Genomic DNA, 23,113 nt, shown 5'->3' on the forward strand with positions numbered 1-23,113 from the left:
GCTCGGGCAAAGGCCGTTATTTGCTTGCTAAGTTCTTTTTTCGGAGCATGCGGGCGCATGATGAAGGCCAAGCCCCGCTTTTCTCCAATAAAGTTCGCCGTTCCGGGAACGTTCGCCGAAATTCTCCGGACGCGATTGCGGCCGAAAAGGCGACCTGATACGCTAAAAAAAGGATTCGCACCGAAAAAGGAGGCCGCATGAAAAAAAATCCAAAAAAAACGCAGATCGTCGAAGCGGCGGCCAGAACGATTGCGGACAAGGGCTACGAAAACGCCTCGATCAAAGAAATCGCGGCGGAAGCCGGACTGTCCGCGCCCGGGCTGATCCATTACTACTTCCGGACCAAAGAGGACATTTTGCTGGAGGTCGCCCGGCAGAGCCGCGAGCGCTACGGAAAAGAATTCGGGGCAGCGGAAACGGACGGGCCGGCGGAGCGGATGTTCGGCAGCGGCGAATCGCCGGAGCGCGGCGCGGACGGCGGACACGATCCCGAATGGTATAAGCTGCGCTATGAATTGTTTGCCCAAGGACTGCGCAGCGACGCGCTGGCCCAAGAAGTGGCGGACCTGCTCGAGATCGGACGCGGCGGCATTTCCGGCGTGCTGGATACGGCGCTGGCCGAGATCGGAGAGGAGGAGCGCGACGCCTTGTCCGCCATCCTGCTGGCCTGCTTCGACGGTCTGGCGCTGCAGAAGCTGCTTCAGCCCGGACTCGATTTAGAAAGAGCCTATGCCCTGCTTGAAGCGTTGATTCTGCATCGTTATCCGGCCGCCGAATGACGAAATGCCGGAGTCTAAGCGGAATGTCGGGCTGCAGGCGCAAAAAAGAACGGAAGCATGCCGCGCTTCCGTTCTTTTTCGCTGCCCTGCCGCGGCTTACTCGCGTTCGGACGGCACAAGCTCAGCTCGGCGGCATAGGCGCCGTTCGGCGGTCCGCATGCAGCCAGTCCAGCAGGCGTTCTTCCTGGAGAAAATGATGCCGGTAATGCATCTCCGTCAGCTTCAACCATTCGGCCGCATTCAAACCGCCGAAGCTCGGATGCGGCGCGGTTCGCTGCCCGGACCTTTCCGCGACGAGAGGCTCCAGCTCTTCCGCCGCCGCGACGACGCGTTCCAACCCGGCGAAAATTTCTTCCTTGCTTTCCGGCTGAGCGGGCGTGTACTGCGGCGAAGCCGGAACTTTGATCCGGACCGGCGGAAAACTGCCCGTCCGGAACACGGCTTCGCCCGTTTCCGTCTTGCCCTCGAAGACTTCGTCGGCAGCGGAAGTCTCCAGGCAGCGCTTCGCGTTCGCAAGCTGCATATGCAGGGCGGAGCCGACAAGATGCATCAGCATCTGGCCGAGCGACCACTCGTCGTCCGACGGGTGCCGGCGCAGCTCTTCCAGACTCAGCTTGGCTGCGAGTTCCCGGTAACGGAGCGCGGAAGCCTTCAAACTTTGCAGCACGGGGCCGTCCTGCGCGGAAGCGCCGCGGCTGTCGGCATTGGCGGGATACGGAGTGTTCATGGGAATATCGTCTCCTTTATGATCGAATGTCCCCATTTTAACGTCTCTCTCCTGACACCTTCCTGTCAGTAGCGATCCAGCATTTTGCGAAGTTCTTCGCGAAGACGCAGGCGCAGCTCCTCCGGTTCGAGCACTTCGGCGGAAGCGCCCATCCCCAGCAGCAGCGGCAGCAGGTCCTCCGCCTGCCGCATGCGGAAATGCAGAAGCCGCTCCCCCCCGTCCTGCTCGATCCGTTCCAGGTAGTACGGGCGCTGTTCCCGGATCCGCTCGGCCGCCGGGGCATCCGCGCGGACGACGGCGCGCATCGCCCGGTCGTCCTCCGCCCGGTAATCGGACAGCCGAAAATCGCCCGGGAGGCGAAAAGTTTCCGGCATGACGGTCAAGTCCTTTATCCGCGACACGCGAAAATGGCGAATCGCCGCGTGCCGCTCGCAGCGGGCGATCAGCATCCAGACGCCGCGGACCAGCGCAAGTCCGTAGGGATCCGCTCTGCGGCGTTCCCCTTCTGCCGCCCCCCGCGCTTCTTCTCCGGCTTTGATATAAACGAACTCTATCCTGCGCCGTTCCAGCACCGCTTCGCGCAGCTGCTCCGTGCGCTCGAGTTCTTCCTCTTCCGCGGGCCACCGCTTCTCGTTCACCAGCTTGGTCGTATCCCGCAGACGCTCTACTTCTTCCCGCAGCGCAGGCGGCAGAATAAGTTCAAGTTTCTCCCGGAACGTGCCCGACCCGAGACGCACCCTGCCGGCAAAATGCCGCGCGGTGAAGTCGGCTCCCGCCAACGCCGCGAGCGCCTCGTCCGCCGTCAGCATGACGGGCGGAAGGAAATACCCTTCCATCAACGAATAGCCGGTGCCCGGCGTCCCCAGCAGCGGCACGCCGGATTCGCTCAGCGCCTGCATGTCGCGGTAGATCGTTCTCACGCTTGTCTCGAACGTTCGCGCCAGATCTTCCGCCCGCAGAGTTCCGCCGCGCTGCAAACGCAGCAGAATCGCAAGCATACGATCGGTTTTGTTCAAAAGCGCCGCCTCCCCGGATGTTTTTTTACGGAACCTCCGCGGTTCCCGTATAAGGAGCCAGCCGTTCGCCCGTCGGAACGTCTCGGCCGTTCCGCACGGTTACGCCTCCGACCGGCATGAACGCCCCCGACTCGCCCTCAAAGTACAGCGGAAGTCCTTCGGAAACGAACATATTCGTTTCCGCCGGATTCTGCCGCTGATGATGCAGATGCAGATGCGGCTCGCTGGAACTGCCCGAGTTGCCGACCCTGCCCAGCGGCCTGCCGACCTCCACGTGCATGCCGGCTTCGACCTTGAGCGATCCTTGCATCAGGTGCGCGAACACGAGATAAGTCCCCGTCTTGTCGAGCCGCAGGTAAATATGATTGCCCGCAAGCGTGGCCGATTCCGATTCTCCCGGCGCATGGTCGGCTTCCCCGTCTTCCGCCTCCACGATCGTTCCTGCCGCGGGAGCGAACACTTCCATGCCGTAGATGCCGTAATCCCCGAGCCGGGAACTGCCGATTCCGGCCGGATCGGCCAGCAGATCGTACGCCCAGCGTTCGTTCGGGGCGACGACATGATAATTGCCTTCCAAGGCGTCTCCTCCCCAGCCGACGACCGTTTCTTCCGCAAAAGGCGAAACGACCGTCGCCGCAGGGCCCGTTCGTGCCGGGTCGGCCGGGTAGGCCATCTGGCCGACTCCCGCGAACCACAGTGCCGGCCAGGCCCCCAGCAGCATACCGGCCGCCAAGAGCGCGCGACCCGTCCGTCCTGTCCGCAGAACCTTATTTCCTCGAACCCGGGCGCGCCCGCCGGCTCCGCCGTTCTCCGAGACCGGCGGGCATCCCGCACGTCCTGCCCTTTTTCCGCGGCCGGCCGCAAGACGCGTCAGCGCCGCCGATACTTTGAACGCGCACGCCGCCGTTCCCAGCGCGACAAGCAAAACGGCGAGCAGGCTGTACGCCTGAATAAGCCACCAGGCGAGCACGCTCGGAACGCCTCTCCACAAATAGACGGCCGCCCACAGCGCGGCCGGCAGCAACAACGCCGCCCAGCCCGCAAGGGTCCACGCCTTTCTCCTCCCCGTGCGCTCCTTTTCGCCGCCATTTTCGCCGACTCTTCCCTTCTTCCGATTCATGCTTCGCCTCCCGTCTTGTTCTTCTTCGATTCTGAACGGGAATGCTTACGGATTCGGCGGCGAAACGATTACGACTTTCTTAAGATTCGGACGGGTCCGGCGCCAGCGGCAGCACAATCTTGAAACAGGTCTCTTCCGTTCCGCTGCGGACCTCCGCTCTGCCGCCGTGCAGCCGGGCGATTTCGCGCACGATGGCGAGCCCCAGGCCGCGTCCGCCCGCGTCGGCGCCGCGCGACTTCTCGCCCGTGTACAGGCGGTCGAACACACGCGGCAGGTCCCGCTCCGCAATCGGTTCTCCGTCGTTCGCGATCTCTATCGTCAAGAAGCCCTCGGCGCAGGCGGTGCGAACGGAGAGCAGGCCGCCGGAACTTCCGTAGCGGACGGCGTTTTCGATCAAATTGCCCAGCAGCCGGGCCAGCAAAGCGGGATCGCCGAGCACTTTTGCCCCTTTCGCTTCGGGACGGCTCCGCCGTTCCGCCCGCATGCCGGCCCGTTCCAGCTCCGGCAGGAAGTCGGCGATCACCTGACCGAGCAGCGTCTCCGGTTCGAAAACGGCAAAATCCGCCTCCCTGCCGTCCGCCCCCAGCAGCGCGTAATCCAGCAGCCGTTCGGCCTGATCCTTCAGTTCGCCGGTCTTGCGCCGGGCCGAACCGATGCAGCGGAGCGCTTCGCCGATCGGGACGGCGCCTTCCCCCTTCCCGCTATCCGATTCCCACTCCCGGCGCAGCGGCTTCAGCAGCGGATTCAATCGAAGCTCCGCCATCTCCAGATAGCCCGACAGAGAAGTCAGCGGCGTGCGCATATCGTGCGACAGCGCGGCGATGATGGCGTTCTTCTCGGCTTCGGCCTGTCGTTCCCGTTCGCCGGAAGCCTCCAATCGGCCTGCCATCTCGTCGATATGCCGGGCCAGCCTGCCCAGCTCGTCGACGCTTCGGTCACCGGTCCGGCGCGCCAGGTCACCGCGGCCGATCGCTTCCGCCGTCTCGCCCATTTTCTCGATCCGCCGGATCAGGCTGCGCGTAAACAGGGAGGCAAAAGACAAGGCCAGCAGCGCGAAAGCGAAGAAGTAAACCCAAGCGTACGATTCTTCCCACTGCGCGACCTGCTCGCGAGCGGCGCCGGACAGCAGCGGCAGCGCCGATTGCACGGCCGCGATCGACAATCCGGCCAGCGCCATGCCCAGCGCGATCGCCGCATAGAATTTGGCCCGAATGCCCGGCAGCCTACCCTTCTTTTTCAATTTTGTATCCCACTCCCCATACGTTTTGAATGATGCGGGTCTGCCGGTCCCCGTCGCCGATCTTTTCGCGCAGCCTGGCGATATGCACCATGATCGCCGCCGCTCCTCCTTCGAGCGCTTCTTCTCCGCGCACGCGGACATACATTTGCTCCGGCGTGAATACCCTGCCCCGGTTCTCCGCCAGCAGCAGCAGGAGGTCGTATTCGGTCCGCGTCAGCCGGATTTCCCGGCCTTCCGAAGCGACGCCGCGCGCCGCGGGATCGATCGACAGCCGGCCGACCCGCAGCCCGCCGCCTTCGGCCGACGCGGCCTCCGCAGCTCGCCCGCTGCCGGACGCGCTCAGAATATGGTACCGGCGCAGCAGCGCCTCGACCCGGGCGGACAGCTCCGACAGGCTGAACGGCTTCACGACGTAATCGTCCGCCCCGGTGCGCAGACCGATCACTTTGTCCGCGTCGCCGGCTTTTGCGCTCAGAAACAAAATAGGCACGCCGGACTTTTCCCGAATCGCCCGGCACACGTCCAGCCCGTCCCGTTCCGGCATCATAATGTCCAGCATGACAAGCGACACGGAAGTTTTCTCCCACAATTCCAGCGCCTCCCTGCCGTTCGCGGCCGTATGCACGGTATATCCTTCGAGTTCCAGGTAGGTTCGCGTCACGTCAAGAATGTCTTTATCGTCGTCTACGATCAGCAATTCGCGGTTTCCGTTCATTTTCCGTCTCCCTGCTTTCTTTTTCAAAACTGCACGCTGAACCCGTTAAACCGGTGCGTGCCCGTACCGAACTTCGCCAGTCCGTTTTCCCGCAGCCAGCCTGCCGCCGATCTCGCCCGTTCCAAAATGTCCGGCGCAAGTCCCAGCGTATTGTGCGAGCCGTATACCTTTGTTACATTCGGGATATCCGCGATCTTTTCCCAAGACGCGATCAGGTCTTCGGGGCTCGTGGACGGATAAAAAGCGTATACCGGCGTCTCGTCGTACAGCAGGTCGCCGGTGAACAGGTAACCGCGGCCCCGGTCGAAAAAGCTCAAATGTCCCGGGGAATGGCCCGGCGTATGGTAAACGGACAACGTCCGGTCCCCGAGGTCCACCGTATCGCCGTCCGCGAGCGTACCGGCCGGCGAACCGCGAAACGGCGTATATGTCCGGGGATCGAAGCCGGGCGGCACCGGGCGCGTGATATCCCGGCCCATGTCGCGGCGAATCTGCTCAAGGCTCAATCCTTCGATTCCATTCTCCAGCCAGCCGCGGTCCAGCTCGTGCACGTAAAGGCGTTCAAACCGACCGTGGCTTCCGATATGATCGGCGTGAACATGAGTCGTCAGCACATCGACCGGCAGGTCCGTCAGCTTGTCCGTAATGCGTTTGATATCGTCGATGCCGAGCCCGGTATCGATCAGCGCGGCCTTCTCCCGTCCGAGCAGCAGAAACGAATGGACCTTCTCCCAGTGTCCGTATTCGCTGATCGCGTAGGTAGAATCGTCGATGCGCTGCACCGTAAACCAGTTATCCTGAAACATGATGGCAGGCCTCCCAGGTCGTGAATTCCATTTTATTATACGCTTCGCTGCCAAGGAAAAAATGCACCGAAAGCCTCTCGCGCGGAACCCGGCAGAATCGGATTTCCGGTAAGCCAATTAGCGATATGACATTTGTCATGCCCGCCTACTGACGTTTATGACTGTGGCCCCGTTTGCGATTCCCTTATACTCGTAAGCATAGAGGCGTTCCGAGGAATGTCCGCGAAAGGGGAATCATCCATGACCGCGTCCCGAAGCCATAACCCGATTACGGAACTCAAGCAGCATATGAAACCTTACGAAAAAACAGATACAAAAGCCAGCATCCTTCAGATGTTCAATACGCTCGTCCCGCTGATCTTGTTCTGGGTCGGCGGTTATCTGGCCCTGTCCGTATCCTACTGGCTGGCCCTGCCGCTGCTGCTCGTGGCGTCCGGCTTCGTCATTCGGACGTTCATCATCTTCCACGACTGCTGCCACGGTTCTTTTTTCAACAATAAAAAAGCCAACGATATCGTCGGCACGATCACCGGCGTCATTACGCTGATGCCGTACCGCAAATGGAAATACAGCCATACCCGCCACCATGCGACGAGCAGCAACCTCGACAAGCGCGGCGAAGGCGACATGTGGCTGCTGACGGTCGAAGAATACGCCGAAGCGCCGTTCTGGACCCGCATGGCTTACCGTTTTTACCGCAATCCGCTCGTCATGTTCGGTCTGGGGCCGATCTTCGTATTCTTGATTCAGGCGCGGTTCAACCGCAAAGGCGCCAAGCCTCTCGAACGCCGCAACACGTACCTGACGAATCTGCTGATCGTGCTGCTGTACGCGGCGCTGACCTGGGCAATGGGCTGGCAGGCGTTCGTGCTCGTGCAGGCTCCGGTCTTCTTCTTCTCCGGACTGCTCGGCATCTGGCTGTTCTATGTGCAGCATCAATTCGAAGATTCGTATTTCGAGCACGAAGAAGAATGGAGCTACGTGAACGCGGCCGTCGAAGGAAGTTCGTACTACAAACTTCCGAAGCCGCTGCAGTGGATCACGGGCAACATCGGCTTCCACCATGTGCATCATTTGAGTCCGAAAGTGCCGAACTACAACCTGGAAAAGGCGCATGATTCTTCGGTTCCGCTGCAAAAGGCGACGACGATCACGCTGCGCACCAGCCTGCAGTCTCTGAAATTCCGTCTGTGGGACGAAGAAACCAAGACGTTTACCGGTTACGGCCGAAAAGTGCGCAGCGGGCTTCCGCAAAACGCCGTCCAAGCCGTATCGCGCGAATTGAACAAGAAACCGCTGCTGCCCCGCGACTGACGCATCGAATCAGAACGCCGCGCGGTTCGCAGTCCGGCAGACCGACCCCCGGGGGCTTTCGCTCCGGGGGTCTTCGTCATATCGGCCGGGCGGCTCCCGCGTCCGGAAGCGGCTTAAAGATTTTGGAAAAAGGAGGCCGCGAGGTATAATGGTCACAAAAAATCATGCGGCGCACGGACCCGCCGGGTTCGCGCCGCCGCCGGCATCGGCTTACGGAGGATGGACGTTCATGCAGAAATGGTATCAGATCTTCCAGCGCAGCACCGGTCTCAATCCTTATGTATGGGTCGTCTTTTATATTCTGCCTTTTTACTTCATTTTCCGTTCGTCCACCGCGTTCCATGCGATAACGGGCATTTTCATGGTTTCCGGATTTTTCGTCTGCTACCTGCTGGCCTTTGCGTCCAAAGGCAAACTCCGGTATTTTTGGACAAGCATGCAGCTGGTGTTCTCGGTCGCGATGACGCTTATGTTCGGTTATGTGTATTTCGCGGTATTTTCAGCCTATTTCGTCGGCAATATCCGCAGCAAAAGCGGATTTTTCACGATGTATTCGATTCAATTGACCGCCGCGCTCGCTTCCGTCTACCTCGGATTCCTGCGGCACGATCCCTTGATGATCGCGCAGTGGCCGTTCGTCGCGCTCACGATCATCGCCGTGATCCTGCTGCCCGTGACCACTTACAACCGCAACCGGAACGAACGGCTGGAAGGACAGCTCGAAGACGCCAACAAACGGATCTCCGAGCTGGTCGTCATGGAAGAACGTCAGCGGATCGCGCGCGACCTGCACGATACGCTGGGCCAGAATCTGGCGCTGATCGGGCTCAAAAGCGACCTGGCCGCCCGCCTGGTCTCCAAAGATCCCGGCAGAGCCGAAGAGGAAATCCGCGACGTCCAGCAGACGGCCCGCGTCGTGCTCAAAGAACTTCGCGAGCTGGTTACGCAGATGCGGGGCACGCATATCGAAGACGAGGTGCTGAGACTGCGGCAGATTCTCAAAGCGGCGGAGATCGAATTCACGCTGATCGGCGATCCGGCGCAGACCCGCACCTCGCTGCTGAACGAAAACGTCGTCAGCATGTGTCTGAAGGAAGCCGTGACCAACGTCGTCAAGCACAGCGGAGCGACATCCTGCTCCATCGAGATCGAGCCGCTGCCGGCGGAACTCGTCGTGCGCGTCGCCGATAACGGAAGCGGGATGAAGGAGTTCGGCGCGCAGACGCGCGGCGGCGTGCGGCAGGGAGGCGGCTCTTCGCGCGGCAGCGGGCTGCGCGGCATGCGGGAAAGGCTGGATTTCGTGAACGGCAGCCTCGAAATTTCGTCCCGTCCGCCGGGCGAGCAGGGGACGCTGCTGACGATGCGGATTCCGAACGTGCTTGCGCAGCGCGACGCGCATGAAGAAACGGCGGACCGACGCCCGGAGACCGAAATCGGTCGGGGAGGTCCGGCACACGATAAGGAGGATTGAAGCATGATCAGAATCGTGATCGCGGAAGATCAGCGGATGCTGCTCGGCGCGCTGGCTTCGCTGCTCGATCTGGAGGACGACATGGAAGTGGTCGGCCGCGCAAGCGACGGCGAAGAGGCGGTCCGGCTCGTGCGCCTGCACAAGCCGGACATCTGCGTCATGGACATCGAGATGCCCAAGAAGACCGGTCTGGAAGCGGCCGAAGAGCTCAAAGGTTCCGGCTGCCGCGTCTTGATCCTGACGACTTTCGCCCGGTCCGGCTATTTCGAGCGGGCGATCAAGGCCGGCGCGCACGGCTATCTGCTGAAAGACAGCCCCAGCGAGGATCTGGCCGACGCGATCCGCAGCGTAATGTCCGGCCGGCGGATCTACGCGCCCGAGCTGGTCGACGATGCCGCCTTCGCCGAGGAGAATCCGCTCACCGACCGGGAGAAGGAAGTGCTGCTGCTGATCTCCGAAGGCAAGAACACCAAAGAGATCGCAAGCGAGCTGTCGCTCACGAACGGCACGGTCCGCAACTACGTGTCCGTCATTTTGGACAAGCTGGGCGTCGGCAACCGGATCGAGGCGATTACGCGGTTCAAGGAGAAGGGCTGGTTCAAGTGAGATTTTCCCGCTGATGTCGATTCCTTTGGCGAAGCCGTGCCCCGCGCCCGGCTTTTTGACTTGTCCGGGATCTCATCCCTCTCTTCCGTCTGTACAACCCTTTGCGGTTTACGTTATGGTAGAGAGAGAATATCGAAAGGTGTGCTTACCATTGCGGATTAACAAATATATCGCCGAGTCCGGCTTCACGTCGAGACGCGGCGCGGACAAGATCATCGCCGAAGGCAAAGTGACCATCAACGGCGCCAAGGCGGACCTCGGCAGCCAGGTGGAGCCGGGAGACGACGTGCGGGTCAGCGGCAAACGGATCAAGGAAAAGGCCGCGCAGGAGAACGTCTACATCGCGCTCAACAAGCCGGTGGGCATTACCAGCACGACCGAACGCAGCGTCAAAGGCAACATCGTCGACTTCGTCGGCCATTCGCAGCGGATCTTCCACGTGGGACGGCTCGACAAAGACTCCGAAGGCTTGATTCTGCTGACCAACGACGGCGACATCGTCAACGAAATTTTGCGCGCGGAGAACCGCCACGAGAAGGAATACATCGTGACCGTCGATCGTCCCATCACCCCGGAGTTCCTGAAAAAGATGGCGGCCGGCGTCGAGATTCTCGATACGAAGACGCTGCCGTGCGAAGTGGAACAGCTGTCCAAGTTCGTGTTCCAGATCACGCTGACCCAGGGACTCAACCGCCAAATCCGCCGCATGTGCGAAGCGCTCGGTTACAACGTCCGTGCCCTTAAGCGCATCCGGATCATGAACATTCACCTGAACAGCCTGCCGACCGGCAAATGGCGCGACCTCACGCCGAAGGAGCTGGACCGGCTGTTCAAGGATTTGAACTACAAGCCGCGCAGCAGTTAATTTCTTTTCGCAAAAAGACGAACCTCCCCAGGTTCGTCTTTTTGGATTTACGTTCGCTTGCGTTTCTTCAGCTTCAAGCCGCGGAGCGCATAGGTTTAAAGGATCCCCAGATAATCAAGTCCGTACAAAACCAAAAATACGATGCCGACGGTGATCACGACCGTGATCAAAGCTCGTTTGATCGACGTTTTTTTCGCTCGGTCGGCGTAATGCTCAGCTCTTCGCTTGGCGGCTTCTTCATCGGCCCCGTTCAAATTGTTATGAAACATGATGATCTCCCTCCTCTTTAATCGTTAATACCCATTTTTCGCCCAAAAGCCGAAATCCTCTTACCTATACGAAACAACTTACATACCTTGTCAAAACGTAATCATTACGATAATATGAGTGCTATTGCTTTAATCATAATGTTTACGAATTAGAGAGGGGTATTACCTTTGCGTAAAAAAATGTTCCCGCTGCTCGCTTCCCTGGTATTCGGAGCCGGACTGCTGAGCGCCTGCGGATCTTCTTCCGATGCGAATCCTGCCGCCCAAGCGTCCGATGCCGCCGTCAAAAACGTCCATTTCCTGTATAACTTCTCTACCAGCTCGCTCGACCCGCACGTCGATTCCAGCTACGTACCGCTGCGGGCGGGCATTACGGAAACGCTGGTGCGTCTCGACGAAGACAATCTGACCGTCGCCCCGTGGCTCGCCGAGAGCTGGAACAGCGAGGACGGCCAGCACTGGACGATCGACCTCCGCGACAATGTCACCTTCCAGAACGGCAAGCCGCTGACCGGCGATTCCGTCAAGGCGTCGCTGGAACGCGCCCTGAAAGAGAGCGCCGCGATCCAAAACGCGCTGAAGATCGATACGATCGAAGCGGAAGGCGACAAGCTGGAAATCACCACGACCCAGCCGTTTCCGGAGTTCGCTTCCGAACTGGTCAATCCGAACACGGCGATCATCGACGTGAGCGAACCGGACATCGTGAACAAGCCGGTCGGCACGGGGCCGTTCAAGCTCGATTCCTTTACCCCGGGCAGCAAGCTCGAGCTGAGCCGCTACGACGGATATTGGGACGGCGCCGCGCCGCTCGATACAGTCACGTTCTCGTTCAACGAGGACGCCAACGCCCGCTCGCTCGCGCTCAAATCCGGCCAAGTCGACATCGTCTACCGTCCGGAAGTGGAAAGCCTGGAGTCGCTCAAAGCGATCGACGGCATGGTCGTCGAATCCACTTCGACGTTCCGCGTGCATCAGCTGACGATGAACATGGAGCGCGAGAGCATCAAGGACCTGAACGTGCGCAAAGCGCTGGACGCGCTGATCGACCGCCAGGGCATCGTCGATACCATCCTGCTGGGCTACGGCGAGCCGGCGATCGGGCCGTTCCTTCCGTCGCTGCCGTTCGCGCCGAAGTACGGCAGCGCCGCTTCCGAGAGCGGAACCGACGCCGCCGTGCGCTATCTCGAAGAAGCCGGCTACAAGCGGGAAAACGGCGCCATGACGAAGAACGGCCGGCCGCTCAAGCTGACGCTGCTGACCTACTCCTCCCGCGCCGACCTGCCGCTGATCGCGCAGGTGTTCCAGTCCGACGCCAAGCAGATCGGCATCGAGGTGGAAATCCGCCAGATCGACACGCCGGAGGAATATATGGCGTCGAACCGGGACTGGGACATCGCAACGTACAGCAATCTGACCGCGCCGCGCGGAGACGCCGGCTATTACCTGAACGCGACGTACCATCCGACGGGATCGCTGAACTTCAGCGGCGCGGAAGATCCGAAGCTGACGGCGATCATCGACGAACTGAATCTGACCGTCGACCCGGCCAAGCGCGCGGAACTTGCCGAGCGGGCCGCCAACTACGTGCACGACAACGTGATGAACTCGTTCGTTCTGCATCCGGGCACGATCGTCGCCTACGACGGCAGGAAGATCAAAAATTGGGTCACGACGCGCAGCGAGTACTACATGATCACCAATAAGCTGGACGTGATGTAATGTTTCGCATTCTGCTCCGCAAATTTCTCGAAGTGTTCGTCTTCCTGCTGTTCATCATGTTCGTCAGCTTCCTGTTCATCCGGCTGGCTCCCGGCGATCCGGTGCTGACGATCCTGAACGTGGACGAGCTGTCGGTCAGCCGGGAGCAGGTCGAGGCGATGCGCGAGGAGATGGGCTTCAACGATCCTTTGTTGATCCAGTTCGGGAACTGGCTGCTCGACTTCGTCCGGCTGGACTTCGGCAGCTCGTATTCGACCGGCCAACCCGTCATGCAGACGCTGCTGCGGGCGCTGCCGGCCACCGCCGAGCTGACGTTCGGCGCGCTGCTGGTCATGCTGCTCGTGGCCCTGCCGCTCGGTTCGCTGTCCGCGGTGTACCGCGGCAGCTGGATCGACACGCTGAGCCGCATGCTGTCGATCGTCGGCGCGGCGGTACCCAGCTTCTGGCTCGGATTGATCCTGATCGACCTGTTCGGCGTCCGCTTCGGCAGCCTGCCGACGATGGGCCGGGACGGCTTCGCATCGCTCATCCTGCCGTCGCTGACGCTGGGGCTCGCCATCTCCAGCGTCTACGTGCGTCTGCTGCGCTCCAGCCTGCTCGACTCGCTCAGCCAGGAGTTCGTCCGCTCCGCGCGGGCGAGAGGACTGTCCGAAGAACGGATCTTCTGGCTGCACGCGCTGCGCCACAGCCTGCCGCCCGTCATTACCGTGTTCGGCGTCAGCCTGGGCAGCCTGATCGGCGGGGTCGTCGTCATCGAAGTGCTGTTCGCCTATCCCGGCATCGGCAAGCTCGTCGTCGACGCCATCCGCCAGCGCGATTATCCGCTGATCCAGGGCTACATCCTGATTATGGCCGTCGTCGTGTTCGTCGTGAACACGGCCGTCGACCTGTCGTACCGTTATTTGAATCCCGAAATGAAGCTTAAGGAAAAGGAGGCCCACCGATGAAGAGCTTGCCTCTGCGCGCGCCGTTCGCGCCGAAGAAAAAAAAGCACGGCTGGCAGGCGTCGATCGCCGCCCTGTTCGCGCTGCTCGCCGTCGCGGCCTCCGCCTATGCTTTTTTGTATCTGAAGCACGATCCGTCGCTGACCGACCTGCGCGGCCGGCTGCTCGGCGCAAGCGCCCTCCATCCGCTCGGCACCGATCATTTGGGGCGCGACGTGCTGACCCGACTGCTGCTCGGCGGCGTCCAGACGATCGGCTACAGCCTGCTGGCGCTGGGCGCGGCGCTGATCATCGGCATCCCGTTCGGCCTGCTCGCCGGCTACAAGCGCGGCTGGGTCGACAAGCTGTTCATGCGGATCGCCGACGGCTTTCTGGCTTTTCCCGACACGATCGTCGCCATCGTGCTGAGCGGCCTGCTCGGCGCGGGCATCGGCAATCTGGTGTTGGCGATCGTCATCGTCAAATGGGTCAGCTACGCCCGCCTCGTCCGCAGCACCGTCCTGTCCGAATCGCAAAAAGACTACATCCGTATCGCCCGCACGAACGGCCTGTCGGATATCCGCATCATGACCAAGCATCTGCTTCCGCATATCGCGGGACATGTGCTCGTGCTGGTCAGCCTCGATCTGGGCAAAATTATTCTGCTGATCTCCTCGCTGTCCTACATCGGACTGGGCGCTCAGCCGCCGACCCCGGAATGGGGCACGATGCTGAACGATTCGCGGCCGTACTTCCAATCCCGGCCGGAGCTCATGGTTTACCCGGGGCTCGCTATCGTCTCGGTCGTGCTGCTCGCGAACATGCTGGGCGATTACTTGAGAGACCGGTTCGACGTGAAAAAGGAGGTGCAGCCGTGATTCTCTCCATCGAAGAGCTGAGCATCGCCGGACGGGACCGCACCATCGTGGACAGCGTCTCGCTGGCCGTGCGCGAAGGCGAATTCATGGCGCTGGTCGGCCAGAGCGGCAGCGGCAAAAGCCTGCTGTCGCAGGCGGTCGGCCGGCTGCTGCCGCCCAATCTGCATGCGTCCGGCCGAATCCTGTTCGAAGGAAGCGACCTGCTGGAGCGAGGCCCCCGCGAGATGCGCGCCCTTCGGGGCAGCCGCATCTCGTATATTTTTCAGGATTATCAGGGCGCGTTCACGCCGTTTCGCAGCATCGGCGGACATTTCGACGAATACCAGAAAGTCCACGGGGAGACTTCGAAGTTCGTGCGCCGCGCCAAAGCCGCCGAGGCGCTGGAGTCGGTCGGACTGGACGCCGCGCTGCTGCGCCGCTATCCGTTCCAGCTGAGCGGCGGGCAGCTGCAGCGGGCCGCGATCGCGACGGCGCTGCTGCTCTCGCCGCGGCTGCTGATCGCCGACGAGGCGACCACGGCGCTCGACAGCGTCTCCGCCCACCGCGTGCTGGAGCTGCTGGCGCGCAAACAGGCGGAGACCGGCTGCGCGATTTTGTTCATCACGCATGACTGGCGGCACGTCCGGCGGTACGCGAACCGGCTCTCCGTCATGCAGGAAGGACGGATCGTCGAGTCCGGAGGCAAGCACCGCATTCTCGACCATCCGCAGCACGAATACACCCGAAAGCTGATCGAAGCGGCTCCCGTCCTGGGCCGCTCGCTGAAGTCGGGGCTCGAGGAAGAAAGACCATGAACAGGGAATATACGGCGGAATCGCCCGTCATCGCCGTGGACGGCCTCGTGCGCACCTATGCCGGCGCGGACCGCCCGGCCGTAAACGGCGTCTCTTTCGCCATCGGCCGCGGCGAATGCCTGGGCCTCGTCGGCGAGAGCGGCTGCGGCAAAAGCACGCTGGCCCGCTGCCTGCTGCGCATCGAAGACGCCGACAGCGGCTCGATCCTGCTCGGCGATACGGATATCGCCCGGCTGAACGGCCGTAAGCTGCGCCCGCACCGCCGCCGCATCCAGATCGTATTCCAGAACCCGACGGCCGCGCTGAATCCCAAGCTCAAAGTCGCCGATTCGCTGATCGACCCTTACGAGCAGCTCGGCCGGGACGCGAAGCTGAGCCACTTCGCGTATACGTCGCGCTACGCCTATATCCGGCGGCTGCTCGAAGCCGTCGAGCTTCCGGCCGAACTGGCCGGCCGCTATCCGCACGAGCTCAGCGGCGGGCAGCGCCAGCGCGCAACCATCGCGCGGGCGATCGGCATCGAGCCGGACGTCGTCGTGCTCGACGAACCGACGGCCAGCCTCGACGTGATCTCGCAGGGAGCCGTGCTCGATCTGCTGACCCGGCTGCGCACGTCGCTGGGCCTGTCTTACCTGTTCATCTCGCACGATCTCGCCGCCGTACACCGGATGAGCCAGCGGATCATGGTCATGCGCGGCGGAGAGATCGTCGACCGCTTCGGCGCGGACGACCTCTTCGCGGAAGAGCGGCAGCCGTACACCCGGGAATTGATTTCGATCTTTTGACACATTCGTTAGACCGCGCGGAAAAGCTAACGCTCAACCCGGCCGATGCGCGGGCAGCGCTTCTCCCGCGAAAAAGAGCGGTACGGTCCGCTTCTCGGCCGCGACTAAAACCTCCGCGAATCGCAGCCCGAACGAACGGTTCCCGCCGTGGATCGGACTTTTCCGCAGCAAAAAGACGCAGACCTGACGGTCTGCGTCTTTTTGCTCGGAATCAGAATTGGAATGAGCTTAAGTCCAGTTCCCCCGCCGGAATGATCGGCTCGGGCTTCTCGGGATGCTCCCCGATCATCTTCTCCATCCAGATCATGTCGTACCACTGATCGAACTTGTGCGCGCATTTGGTAAAATGGGCGACTTTCTCGTAGTCGAACCGTTCGTGGAAGCGTACGCTGGAATCGTCCAGATACGGTCCCGTCTCGCGCGGATAAGCGATGCAGGCGTTCAGATTCAGGATGTTCTGTCTGCGCAGCATCTCCTCCAACGCCAGGTAAAGCCGGCTTCCGAGCCCGGCACCCCGGCAGTCCTGCCGCATGTACACGCTCGTCTCGACAGCCCAGTCGTAAGCGGCGCGCGTCTTGAACGCGGACGCGTACGCATAGCCGCAGATCCGCCCGCTCTGCACGATCACCAGATACGGGTATCTTTGCAGCGTCTGCCGGATGCGCCCCGCGAAGTCTTCGAGTTCGGGGACTTCGTACTCGAAAGTAATCGCCGTGTCCGTCACGTAAGGAGCGTAGATTTCCAGCAGCTCCCGCGCGTCTTTTTCTTCTGCCATGCGAATCAAAACGTCTTCTGTCATATGATCGCCTCTCTGCCGCCGTGGATTGATCCAAATCGGATTTTCCGGCTATATTATCACAAGACGGCGAGAAAATCGAGTCCCTTTCGGCAGTCGTTCCGACGAAAAAACCGCCCGCGGCGTCTCCGATCACCGGAAAGCCCGCGGGCGGTTCTTCTTCGCCTTAAGAAATCAGCCGTTAAGCGCCTGCTCTACCGCCGTTTTCAGCGGCGTGTACGCGTCCCCGATCAGGTTCGCCAGATCGTCCGACGGCAGGCCGAATTCGCCTCTTTCGATCGCGGCGTCGACCACATGGATCAGAAAGCCCGCGCCGCCTTCCGGCACGCCGGCAGCGACCATCGCGCTTACGGCTTCCGGAGCAGGCAGCGCCTTATGAACGACCGGCTTGCCGGAGACTTCCGCCAGCACGGCCGCATACTCGTCGTAGGAGAAAGGATGCGAAGCCGTCAGCTCGTACGCTTTGTTCTCATGGCCCTCGCGCGTCAGCACGACGGCGGCCGCACGGGCCAGATTGTCGCGGGTCACGTAATTCATTTTGCCGCTCGGAGCCGCGGAGATAACCGTGCCGCCTTCGACGACGCCGGCCGTTCCTTCGTTGACAAGCAGTTCCAGATAAAATCCGTTGCGCAGGAACGTGTAAGCCGCGCCGGTCGTGCGGATCATGTACTCCGTCGCCAAGTGAACGTTCTCCAGCCCGGTCGTCATCTTCTCCCCGAACGCGATGCCCGTATAAGCGATATGCTTGATGCCCGCGTTACGCGCCGCTTCCACCACGGCCGCGTGCTGGCGGATGCGCAGCGTATTGTCCATCGAGGAAGCCGAGACGAACAGCAGCTTCTCCCCGCCTTCGAACGCCGACGGCAGCGACGCCGCATCGTCGTAATCGCCGAGCCGCAGCTCGACGCCGAGCTCGGCCAATGCCGCTCCCTTGGCCTTGTCGCGCACGACACCGACGATATCGCCCGGCTGCACGCCGAGGTCCAGCAGATGGCGGATCGCCGCCGTGCCGAGATGTCCGGAAGCTCCGGTTACGATAATTTTGCCCATGAATGGATCGCTCCTTCGGTTTGGTTTCAGAGCGGGCTTTCCCGCTTAATTGTAACCATTATAGTTCCAGGAACAAATCGTTGTCAACTTCCTTTTCGTCAGCGGGTTTTCTCTACCCTTTCAATCAGCGCATCCGCGATAGCCTGGGGCTGATAAGCCTGCATGGAATGACCGCTTCCCCGCACGAGCACGACCTGCGAATCGTTCGACCAGGTCTCGGCGAACTGCCGCTGCGCGTCCATCCGTTCCTCGCTCGTTCTGCCCAAATGGTCCGCGACCAGCACGGTCATCGGAATGTTCAGTTTCTCCTTGTCTTGAACCACCTTGCGGGCGTTGGCATGCATTTCCCGCATTTCGTCCGTCACGTTCTTGTTGTTGGCGACCAGCAGCGTGGCCAGCCGGTCCTGCTTCTTCATCTCCGGCGTCAGCAGCTTGAGCCCGTTGCGCCCGGCGGCGACCCGTTCCGCAAATCCCGGCACATGGTACAGAGCGCGGACGATGCCCGATTTGATCGCGATCCGCTGCAGCCGCGACTGCAGCGCCTGCGACGGGAACGTTTCGTAGAACTCCGGCGATCCCGTATCGATCATGACCAGTCCTTTGACCTCGTCCGGGTGGAATTTCGAGAACCGGATCGCTTCCAACACGCCGAGCGAATGCGGAGCCAATACGTAAGGAGGACGGACGCCCGCTTTTTCCAGCGCTTCGTGCAGTTCCTCCGTCATCGCGTCGATCTCCCGTTTGTCGTCCGTCACCTCGCTGTAGCCGTATCCGAACCGCTCCACGACGGCAAAGCTCACTCTGCCTCTGAGCTTATCGTAGATCGGCGAAAAATTCGCGTACGGATTCGGCGTGCCCCAGCCCGCGATCAGCACCACGGTCGCTTCGTCCGCCGCCTTTCCCGGCTTCTCTTCGTGGTACACGTGCATCTTATGCCCGTTTACCTCGACCCGCTGTCCGGGCGCGATATAGGCTTCCCGGTCGCTCCGTTCGCCGAACCATTGGTAGACGAAACCCGCCAGCAGCAGCGCAAGCAGGATGAGCAGCGTCCGGATGAAAAATGTGACCAGCCGATGCGGCAGCGTTCTGTTTCTTTTCTTCAACATCCTCTCTCCTTCTTGCGGAAGTCGGCTTACTCCGCCAGCTCAAGCGCGGCTTCGGCAACCGCCTCCGGATGATAAGCCTGAATGGAATGCGCGCTGCCCTGTACCAAAACCACGCTCGAACTTTCGGACCACGATTCGCCGAACCGCCGCTGGTCGTCCAGCCATTCTTCCGTCACCGCTCCGAACTGGTCGGCGACAAGCTGAGTCATCGGAAGATCGAGCCGGCTCTTGTCCTCGATCACCCTGCCCGCGTTGGCGGCGGCCTCCCGTATTTCGTTCGTCACGTTGTCGTTGATCGCCACGAGCAGCGTCGCCAGCCGGTCCTGCTCCTTCATCTCCGGGGACAGCAGCTTAAGCCCGTTTCTCTGGCCGTTGAGGTAGGCATCGAATCCTTTGACATGATACAGCGCCCGCACGAGGCCCGACTTGATGGCCACCCGCTGCAGCTGCATCGTGCGTACCGGGAAATCCAGATAGAATTCGGGCGATCCGCTGTCGATCATGACGATTCCTTTTACCTCGTCGGGATAACGCTGGGCAAAACGGATCGCTTCCAAGCTGCCCAGCGAGTGCGCGGTCAGCACGTACGGAGGCCGTACGCCCGCTTTTTTCAATCCTTCGTGCAGCTCTTCCGCCATGCGGTCGATCTTCCGCTTCTCGTCCGTCACGTCGCTGTATCCGTAGCCGAAACGGTCGACGACGGCGAAGGAAGCCTTGTCCCGCAGAAGCGGATAGACCGGCGAAAAGTCGGCGTAGGGATTGGCCGTGCCCCATCCCGAGATCAGCACCACCGTGCCTTCGTCCGCCGCTTTGCCCGGCTTCTCCTCGTGATAGACGTGCATCATGCGCCCGTCCACCTCGACCCGCTGTCCGGGCGCGACATAGGCTTCCCGGTCGCTTCGCTCGCCGAACCATTGGTAGACGAAACCCGCCAGCAGCAGTACAAGCAGGACGATCAGCATCCCGTTGAATACCGTCAAGATTCGCCGCAGCGGCCTTCTCGGCTTCCGTGCCGGCTTCGCCGGTCGTTCCGCAGGTTCGTTCCGATCCGTGCCGTCCAATCTCTCCATTTACATTCCCCTTTCGTCGCGGGCAAGCGCCTGCCTCTCCATACAAAAAGACGCGTCCCGTTCCGCGAAAGTTTGCCGGGCGATCCGCCGTGCAGCGCATCCCGCAAATTTCCGCGTACAGACGCGTCTTCCTGCAGCGGTTCCGTACGAGCCTCCGGAGTCTAGTCCTCGTACCCCGCCAGTCCTTTGTCGATCAAATAAGCCATCTCGGCATCCAGCACGTTCTCGACTTGCAGTTCGTTCAGCTTAACGTCTTTGCGGCTCATCACGTAGTCGACCAGCTCGTCGCTGTCCAGTTCGATCGTGTCGCCGGGCTTTTTGGCCGCCGCTTCGATGAAGGCCTGCTCGTGCTTCAGCACCGTTTTGATGCCGGCCTCGTCCGCTCCCGTTTTATCGACGATATACGCGATCAGCTCGCGTTCGTTCACCTGTTGTTCGCTCATTCTCGTTCATCCTTTCGCAGATCGTCTCGCGGCGATTGCACGCGCTCCAATTGTAGCATAAGAAGCACGGCATGGCCCATCCGGGAATGACCTCGGACAAATAAATAAAGGCCGCGGCTGCCGGATTTCCCGGCAGCCGCGGCCCGATCTGAGATCCGGTTCGCTTCGTGCATCTATATCGACAACGCGGGCAGCGGATTAATGGTATTGAACCATCTTCATCCGCGCTTCTTCCTCGTAAGTAATCGGACTCCGCACTTCGGGCGTATGCAGGTGACGCGCTGCCGAGAACTCCAACTTCCGGTAATCCTCTTCTCCCCAAGCCACTTCCATCTGCCGCGTTCCGCTGATCCAACTTTTGAATTCTTTCAGTCCTGCCATCATGCTCCCCATCCTCCTTGGATGATGAAAATCAACGTCTTCATCGACGTCTTCATGTGAATTTGATTACGCTTTCATTATAACTCGCGATGTAAGGAATGGATAGAGGCGTCCACACTGAAAACACAGCTTTTACGGTGAACATTATGTGTCAAAAGGAGGTTTGTATGAAGGAAGAAGAAACATGTCCGCTTTTGAAGGACATACCTTATTTTTGAACTTTCAGCCTTCACGCTCCTCTCGAAGACGCTCCGCCGTTCACAAAAAAACGGCTGCCGGCCCCCAAGGGACACGGACAGCCGTTTTCACGAAATGCCTATTCGCTTTCTTGCCGTTCGCCCCGCACCACCGCCCGGATCTCCTCCGTCGGCACCTTCGGCACGCGGTCGTACGTCACCAATCCGTTGATCTCCTGCTCCACGTCGGTCAACTGCGTGTAGCAGAAGCCCTGCACGACGCCGGAGAGGGTCAGCGGACGAATGACGGCGCCCAGCCGGGCCAGGAAGTCTTCGTCGTTCTCCGCGCCGGAGTAGCCCCAGCCTTCCCACTCGCTTTTCTTGTAGGCGATGCCGCCGAACTCGGTGACGAGAATCGGCTGCCCTTCGTAGCGGCTGCCGCCGACGAAGATGCGCCGGTTGGCCGGCATGGCCTGCGTCGCTTTTTCCGCCGAGACATACCGCTCGCTCAGCACTTCCTCGCGCCATTCGTAATCGTGAATCGCCACGATATCCGTCTTCATCATTTCCCAGCCGTCGTTATAAATGACCGGGCGCGACTCGTCGAGCGATTTCGTCAGATGGTACAGCGTCAGGCCGTGTTCCTGCTGCCTGCGGTCGATCTGCACGTTCGGGATGCCCCAGCTCTCGTTCATCGGCACCCAGACGACGATGCACGGATGATTGTAATCGCGGTCGAGCGCTTCCTGCCATTCGCGGGTGAAGCTGCGGACGTATTCCTCCGAATACGCGTAGGCGTTCGCCGCTTCGCCCCAGACGAGCAGCCCCATTTTGTCGCACCAGTACAGGAAGCGCGGGTCCTCCATCTTCTGGTGCTTGCGCACGCCGTCGAAGCCCATTTCCTTGGTCAGCCGGATATCGCGCGCATAATCTTCGTCCGTCGGAGCGGTCAGCACGCCGTCCGGGAAATAACCCTGATCGAGCACCAGACGCATAAAGTACGGACGGTTGTTCAGGCTGAACCGGCCGTTCTCGATCGAGACTTTGCGCATGCCGAAGTAGCTGCCGACCTTATCGAGCGTCCGATCGCCGCGGATCAGCTCGATTTCGACGTCGTACAGATTCGGCTTCTCCGGCGTCCACCAGCGTCCGAGACCGTGATCGTTGAAGTCGTTCAGTCCGATCGCCCTCGATTCCTCGGCGTGCAGCACCGGGAAGCGCTCCTCCGCGACCGGCTGCCCCTCGAACGATACGCGGATGACGGCGGTGATCGGACCGTCCCCCGCCCGGCTTCCCGCGTCCGCGGCCGCCCGCGAGAAGAACATCCTCATCCGAATCTCGCCGCGATCGATATCGGGCGTAAACTTCACCTTTTCCAGATGCGCCTCATGCACCGGCTCCAGCCAGACGGTCTGCCAGATCCCCGTCGTGCGCGTATAGAAAATGCTCTCGGACCCTTCCTTCCAGAACTGCTTGCCCCGGGGCAGCGTCACGTCGCGGCTGAAGTCTTCGGCCCGCACGACGACAACGTTCTCCCCGTCGGCGTTCAGCAGGTCGGTCACGTCCGCATGAAAAGGCGTATGGCCTCCTTCGTGCGAAGCCGCCCATCGGCCGTTCACCCAGACCGTCGATCGGTAATCGCAGGCTCCGATATGCAAAAGAATCCGTCTGCCCGCCCATTCGGACGGGGAATCGAAGCGGCGGCGGTACCAGACCAGATCGTGGAAGCCGGGATCGCCGATGCCGCTGAGCTTGCTCTGGAACGCGAACGGCACGCGGATGACGCGGTCGAAACCGGCTCCGTCCGGCTCGTACCAGCGCTCGCGGTCCCCGCGGCGCTCGTCGTCGAACGCGAATTCCCATTCGCCGTTCAGGTTCGACCATTCGGCGCGCTGCAGCTGCGGCCGCGGATACTCGGGACGGGGCAGCGCCTGAGCGCCGTTTTGCGATTGCCGAAGCGAAGATTGGTTGGAATTAGACATAAGCCCTCCTTGAACGTTCAACCGGCCCGAACGACGCGCAGAAGACGCTTCGTTTCGCCGTGTTGTTTTTTTTCGCGGC

At 61.1% G+C, this 23,113-nt stretch carries 24 protein-coding genes; 10 read left to right on the forward strand and 14 right to left on the reverse strand.

Annotated elements, in window-relative coordinates; genetic code table 11:
- The first annotated feature begins 197 nt into the window (after positions 1–197).
- Complete coding sequence (locus GYN08_RS13415; RefSeq protein WP_166274999.1) at positions 198–779, forward strand: TetR/AcrR family transcriptional regulator; 582 nt, start codon at positions 198–200, stop codon at positions 777–779.
- Positions 780–900: 121 nt separating this feature from the next.
- Here GYN08_RS13415 and GYN08_RS13420 read toward each other — a convergent pair whose 3' ends face one another.
- The 6 genes from GYN08_RS13420 to GYN08_RS13445 form a co-directional block, all read right to left on the reverse strand.
- On the reverse strand, positions 901–1,506 hold the full coding sequence (locus GYN08_RS13420; protein WP_166275001.1) for a DinB family protein: 606 nt from the start codon (positions 1,504–1,506) through the stop codon (positions 901–903).
- Positions 1,507–1,571: 65 nt separating this feature from the next.
- The gene (locus tag GYN08_RS13425) at positions 1,572–2,522 is read right to left on the reverse strand and encodes a helix-turn-helix transcriptional regulator (RefSeq protein WP_166275003.1); all 951 of its coding nucleotides are present in this window, start codon (positions 2,520–2,522) and stop codon (positions 1,572–1,574) included.
- 25 nt (positions 2,523–2,547) lie between these two features.
- The gene (locus GYN08_RS23725; RefSeq protein ID WP_235946232.1) at positions 2,548–3,642 is read right to left on the reverse strand and encodes a M23 family metallopeptidase; all 1,095 of its coding nucleotides are present in this window, start codon (positions 3,640–3,642) and stop codon (positions 2,548–2,550) included.
- A gap of 79 nt (positions 3,643–3,721) precedes the next feature.
- The gene (locus GYN08_RS13435) at positions 3,722–4,882 is read right to left on the reverse strand and encodes a sensor histidine kinase (RefSeq protein ID WP_166275005.1); all 1,161 of its coding nucleotides are present in this window, start codon (positions 4,880–4,882) and stop codon (positions 3,722–3,724) included.
- Entirely contained in the window at positions 4,866–5,597 is a 732-nt protein-coding gene (locus tag GYN08_RS13440) for a response regulator transcription factor (protein WP_166275007.1), read from the reverse strand. The genes GYN08_RS13435 and GYN08_RS13440 overlap by 17 nt, the downstream gene beginning before the upstream one ends.
- Before the next feature lie 23 nt (positions 5,598–5,620).
- Positions 5,621–6,403 (reverse strand): MBL fold metallo-hydrolase, encoded by a 783-nt coding sequence (locus GYN08_RS13445; RefSeq protein WP_166275009.1) that lies wholly within the window; start codon positions 6,401–6,403, stop codon positions 5,621–5,623.
- Between the two features lie 240 nt (positions 6,404–6,643).
- Here GYN08_RS13445 and GYN08_RS13450 point away from each other — a divergent pair, with 240 nt between their 5' ends.
- The 4 genes from GYN08_RS13450 to rluF all read left to right on the forward strand — a co-directional run bounded on the left by GYN08_RS13450 (position 6,644) and on the right by rluF (position 10,659).
- Entirely contained in the window at positions 6,644–7,717 is a 1,074-nt protein-coding gene (locus GYN08_RS13450; RefSeq protein ID WP_166275011.1) for a fatty acid desaturase, read from the forward strand.
- Positions 7,718–7,946: 229 nt separating this feature from the next.
- Positions 7,947–9,188, forward strand: coding sequence for a sensor histidine kinase (locus GYN08_RS13455; RefSeq protein WP_166275609.1), 1,242 nt, complete (start codon positions 7,947–7,949; stop codon positions 9,186–9,188).
- A 3-nt stretch (positions 9,189–9,191) separates the two neighbouring features.
- The gene (locus tag GYN08_RS13460; RefSeq protein WP_166275013.1) at positions 9,192–9,794 is read left to right on the forward strand and encodes a response regulator transcription factor; all 603 of its coding nucleotides are present in this window, start codon (positions 9,192–9,194) and stop codon (positions 9,792–9,794) included.
- A gap of 151 nt (positions 9,795–9,945) precedes the next feature.
- Positions 9,946–10,659 carry a 23S rRNA pseudouridine(2604) synthase RluF gene (gene rluF, locus GYN08_RS13465; protein WP_166275015.1) on the forward strand — a complete coding sequence of 238 codons (714 nt, stop codon included), beginning with the start codon at positions 9,946–9,948 and terminating at the stop codon, positions 10,657–10,659.
- A gap of 95 nt (positions 10,660–10,754) precedes the next feature.
- Here the strand turns inward: rluF and GYN08_RS13470 are convergent, their stop codons facing one another.
- Positions 10,755–10,928 carry a hypothetical protein gene (locus GYN08_RS13470; protein ID WP_166275017.1) on the reverse strand — a complete coding sequence of 58 codons (174 nt, stop codon included), beginning with the start codon at positions 10,926–10,928 and terminating at the stop codon, positions 10,755–10,757.
- 180 nt (positions 10,929–11,108) lie between these two features.
- On the opposite strand from GYN08_RS13470, the gene nikA reads away from it, so the two are divergent.
- From nikA to GYN08_RS13495, 5 genes are read left to right on the forward strand one after another with little or no spacing between them, the layout of a single operon-like run.
- On the forward strand, positions 11,109–12,650 hold the full coding sequence (nikA, locus tag GYN08_RS13475; protein ID WP_166275611.1) for a nickel ABC transporter substrate-binding protein: 1,542 nt from the start codon (positions 11,109–11,111) through the stop codon (positions 12,648–12,650).
- A complete protein-coding gene (nikB, locus tag GYN08_RS13480) occupies positions 12,650–13,597 on the forward strand; it encodes a nickel ABC transporter permease (protein WP_166275019.1) in 948 nt (315 codons plus the stop codon). The genes nikA and nikB overlap by 1 nt, the downstream gene beginning before the upstream one ends.
- The gene (gene nikC, locus GYN08_RS13485; RefSeq protein ID WP_166275021.1) at positions 13,594–14,451 is read left to right on the forward strand and encodes a nickel transporter permease; all 858 of its coding nucleotides are present in this window, start codon (positions 13,594–13,596) and stop codon (positions 14,449–14,451) included. Before nikB ends, nikC begins: the two co-directional genes overlap by 4 nt.
- The gene (locus GYN08_RS13490; RefSeq protein WP_166275023.1) at positions 14,448–15,245 is read left to right on the forward strand and encodes an ABC transporter ATP-binding protein; all 798 of its coding nucleotides are present in this window, start codon (positions 14,448–14,450) and stop codon (positions 15,243–15,245) included. Before nikC ends, GYN08_RS13490 begins: the two co-directional genes overlap by 4 nt.
- A complete protein-coding gene (locus tag GYN08_RS13495) occupies positions 15,242–16,030 on the forward strand; it encodes an ABC transporter ATP-binding protein (protein WP_166275025.1) in 789 nt (262 codons plus the stop codon). The genes GYN08_RS13490 and GYN08_RS13495 overlap by 4 nt, the downstream gene beginning before the upstream one ends.
- A 211-nt stretch (positions 16,031–16,241) precedes the next feature.
- Here GYN08_RS13495 and GYN08_RS13500 read toward each other — a convergent pair whose 3' ends face one another.
- The 7 genes from GYN08_RS13500 to GYN08_RS13530 all read right to left on the reverse strand — a co-directional run bounded on the left by GYN08_RS13500 (position 16,242) and on the right by GYN08_RS13530 (position 23,034).
- Positions 16,242–16,829 (reverse strand): GNAT family N-acetyltransferase, encoded by a 588-nt coding sequence (locus GYN08_RS13500; RefSeq protein ID WP_166275027.1) that lies wholly within the window; start codon positions 16,827–16,829, stop codon positions 16,242–16,244.
- 171 nt (positions 16,830–17,000) lie between these two features.
- A complete protein-coding gene (locus GYN08_RS13505) occupies positions 17,001–17,876 on the reverse strand; it encodes an SDR family oxidoreductase (protein ID WP_166275029.1) in 876 nt (291 codons plus the stop codon).
- Between the two features lie 98 nt (positions 17,877–17,974).
- Positions 17,975–18,982, reverse strand: a complete 1,008-nt coding sequence (locus tag GYN08_RS13510) for an alpha/beta fold hydrolase (RefSeq protein ID WP_235946235.1) — start codon at positions 18,980–18,982, stop codon at positions 17,975–17,977.
- A 26-nt stretch (positions 18,983–19,008) separates the two neighbouring features.
- The gene (locus GYN08_RS13515; RefSeq protein ID WP_166275031.1) at positions 19,009–20,052 is read right to left on the reverse strand and encodes an alpha/beta fold hydrolase; all 1,044 of its coding nucleotides are present in this window, start codon (positions 20,050–20,052) and stop codon (positions 19,009–19,011) included.
- A gap of 161 nt (positions 20,053–20,213) precedes the next feature.
- Positions 20,214–20,495 (reverse strand): hypothetical protein, encoded by a 282-nt coding sequence (locus GYN08_RS13520; RefSeq protein WP_166275033.1) that lies wholly within the window; start codon positions 20,493–20,495, stop codon positions 20,214–20,216.
- Positions 20,496–20,693: 198 nt separating this feature from the next.
- Positions 20,694–20,879 carry a hypothetical protein gene (locus GYN08_RS13525; RefSeq protein ID WP_235946237.1) on the reverse strand — a complete coding sequence of 62 codons (186 nt, stop codon included), beginning with the start codon at positions 20,877–20,879 and terminating at the stop codon, positions 20,694–20,696.
- 313 nt (positions 20,880–21,192) lie between these two features.
- A complete protein-coding gene (locus GYN08_RS13530) occupies positions 21,193–23,034 on the reverse strand; it encodes a glycoside hydrolase family 2 protein (RefSeq protein WP_166275037.1) in 1,842 nt (613 codons plus the stop codon).
- Positions 23,035–23,113 lie beyond the last annotated feature (79 nt).

The organism is Saccharibacillus alkalitolerans (assembly GCF_011090185.1).
GTDB classification, from domain to species: domain Bacteria; phylum Bacillota; class Bacilli; order Paenibacillales; family Paenibacillaceae; genus Saccharibacillus; species Saccharibacillus alkalitolerans.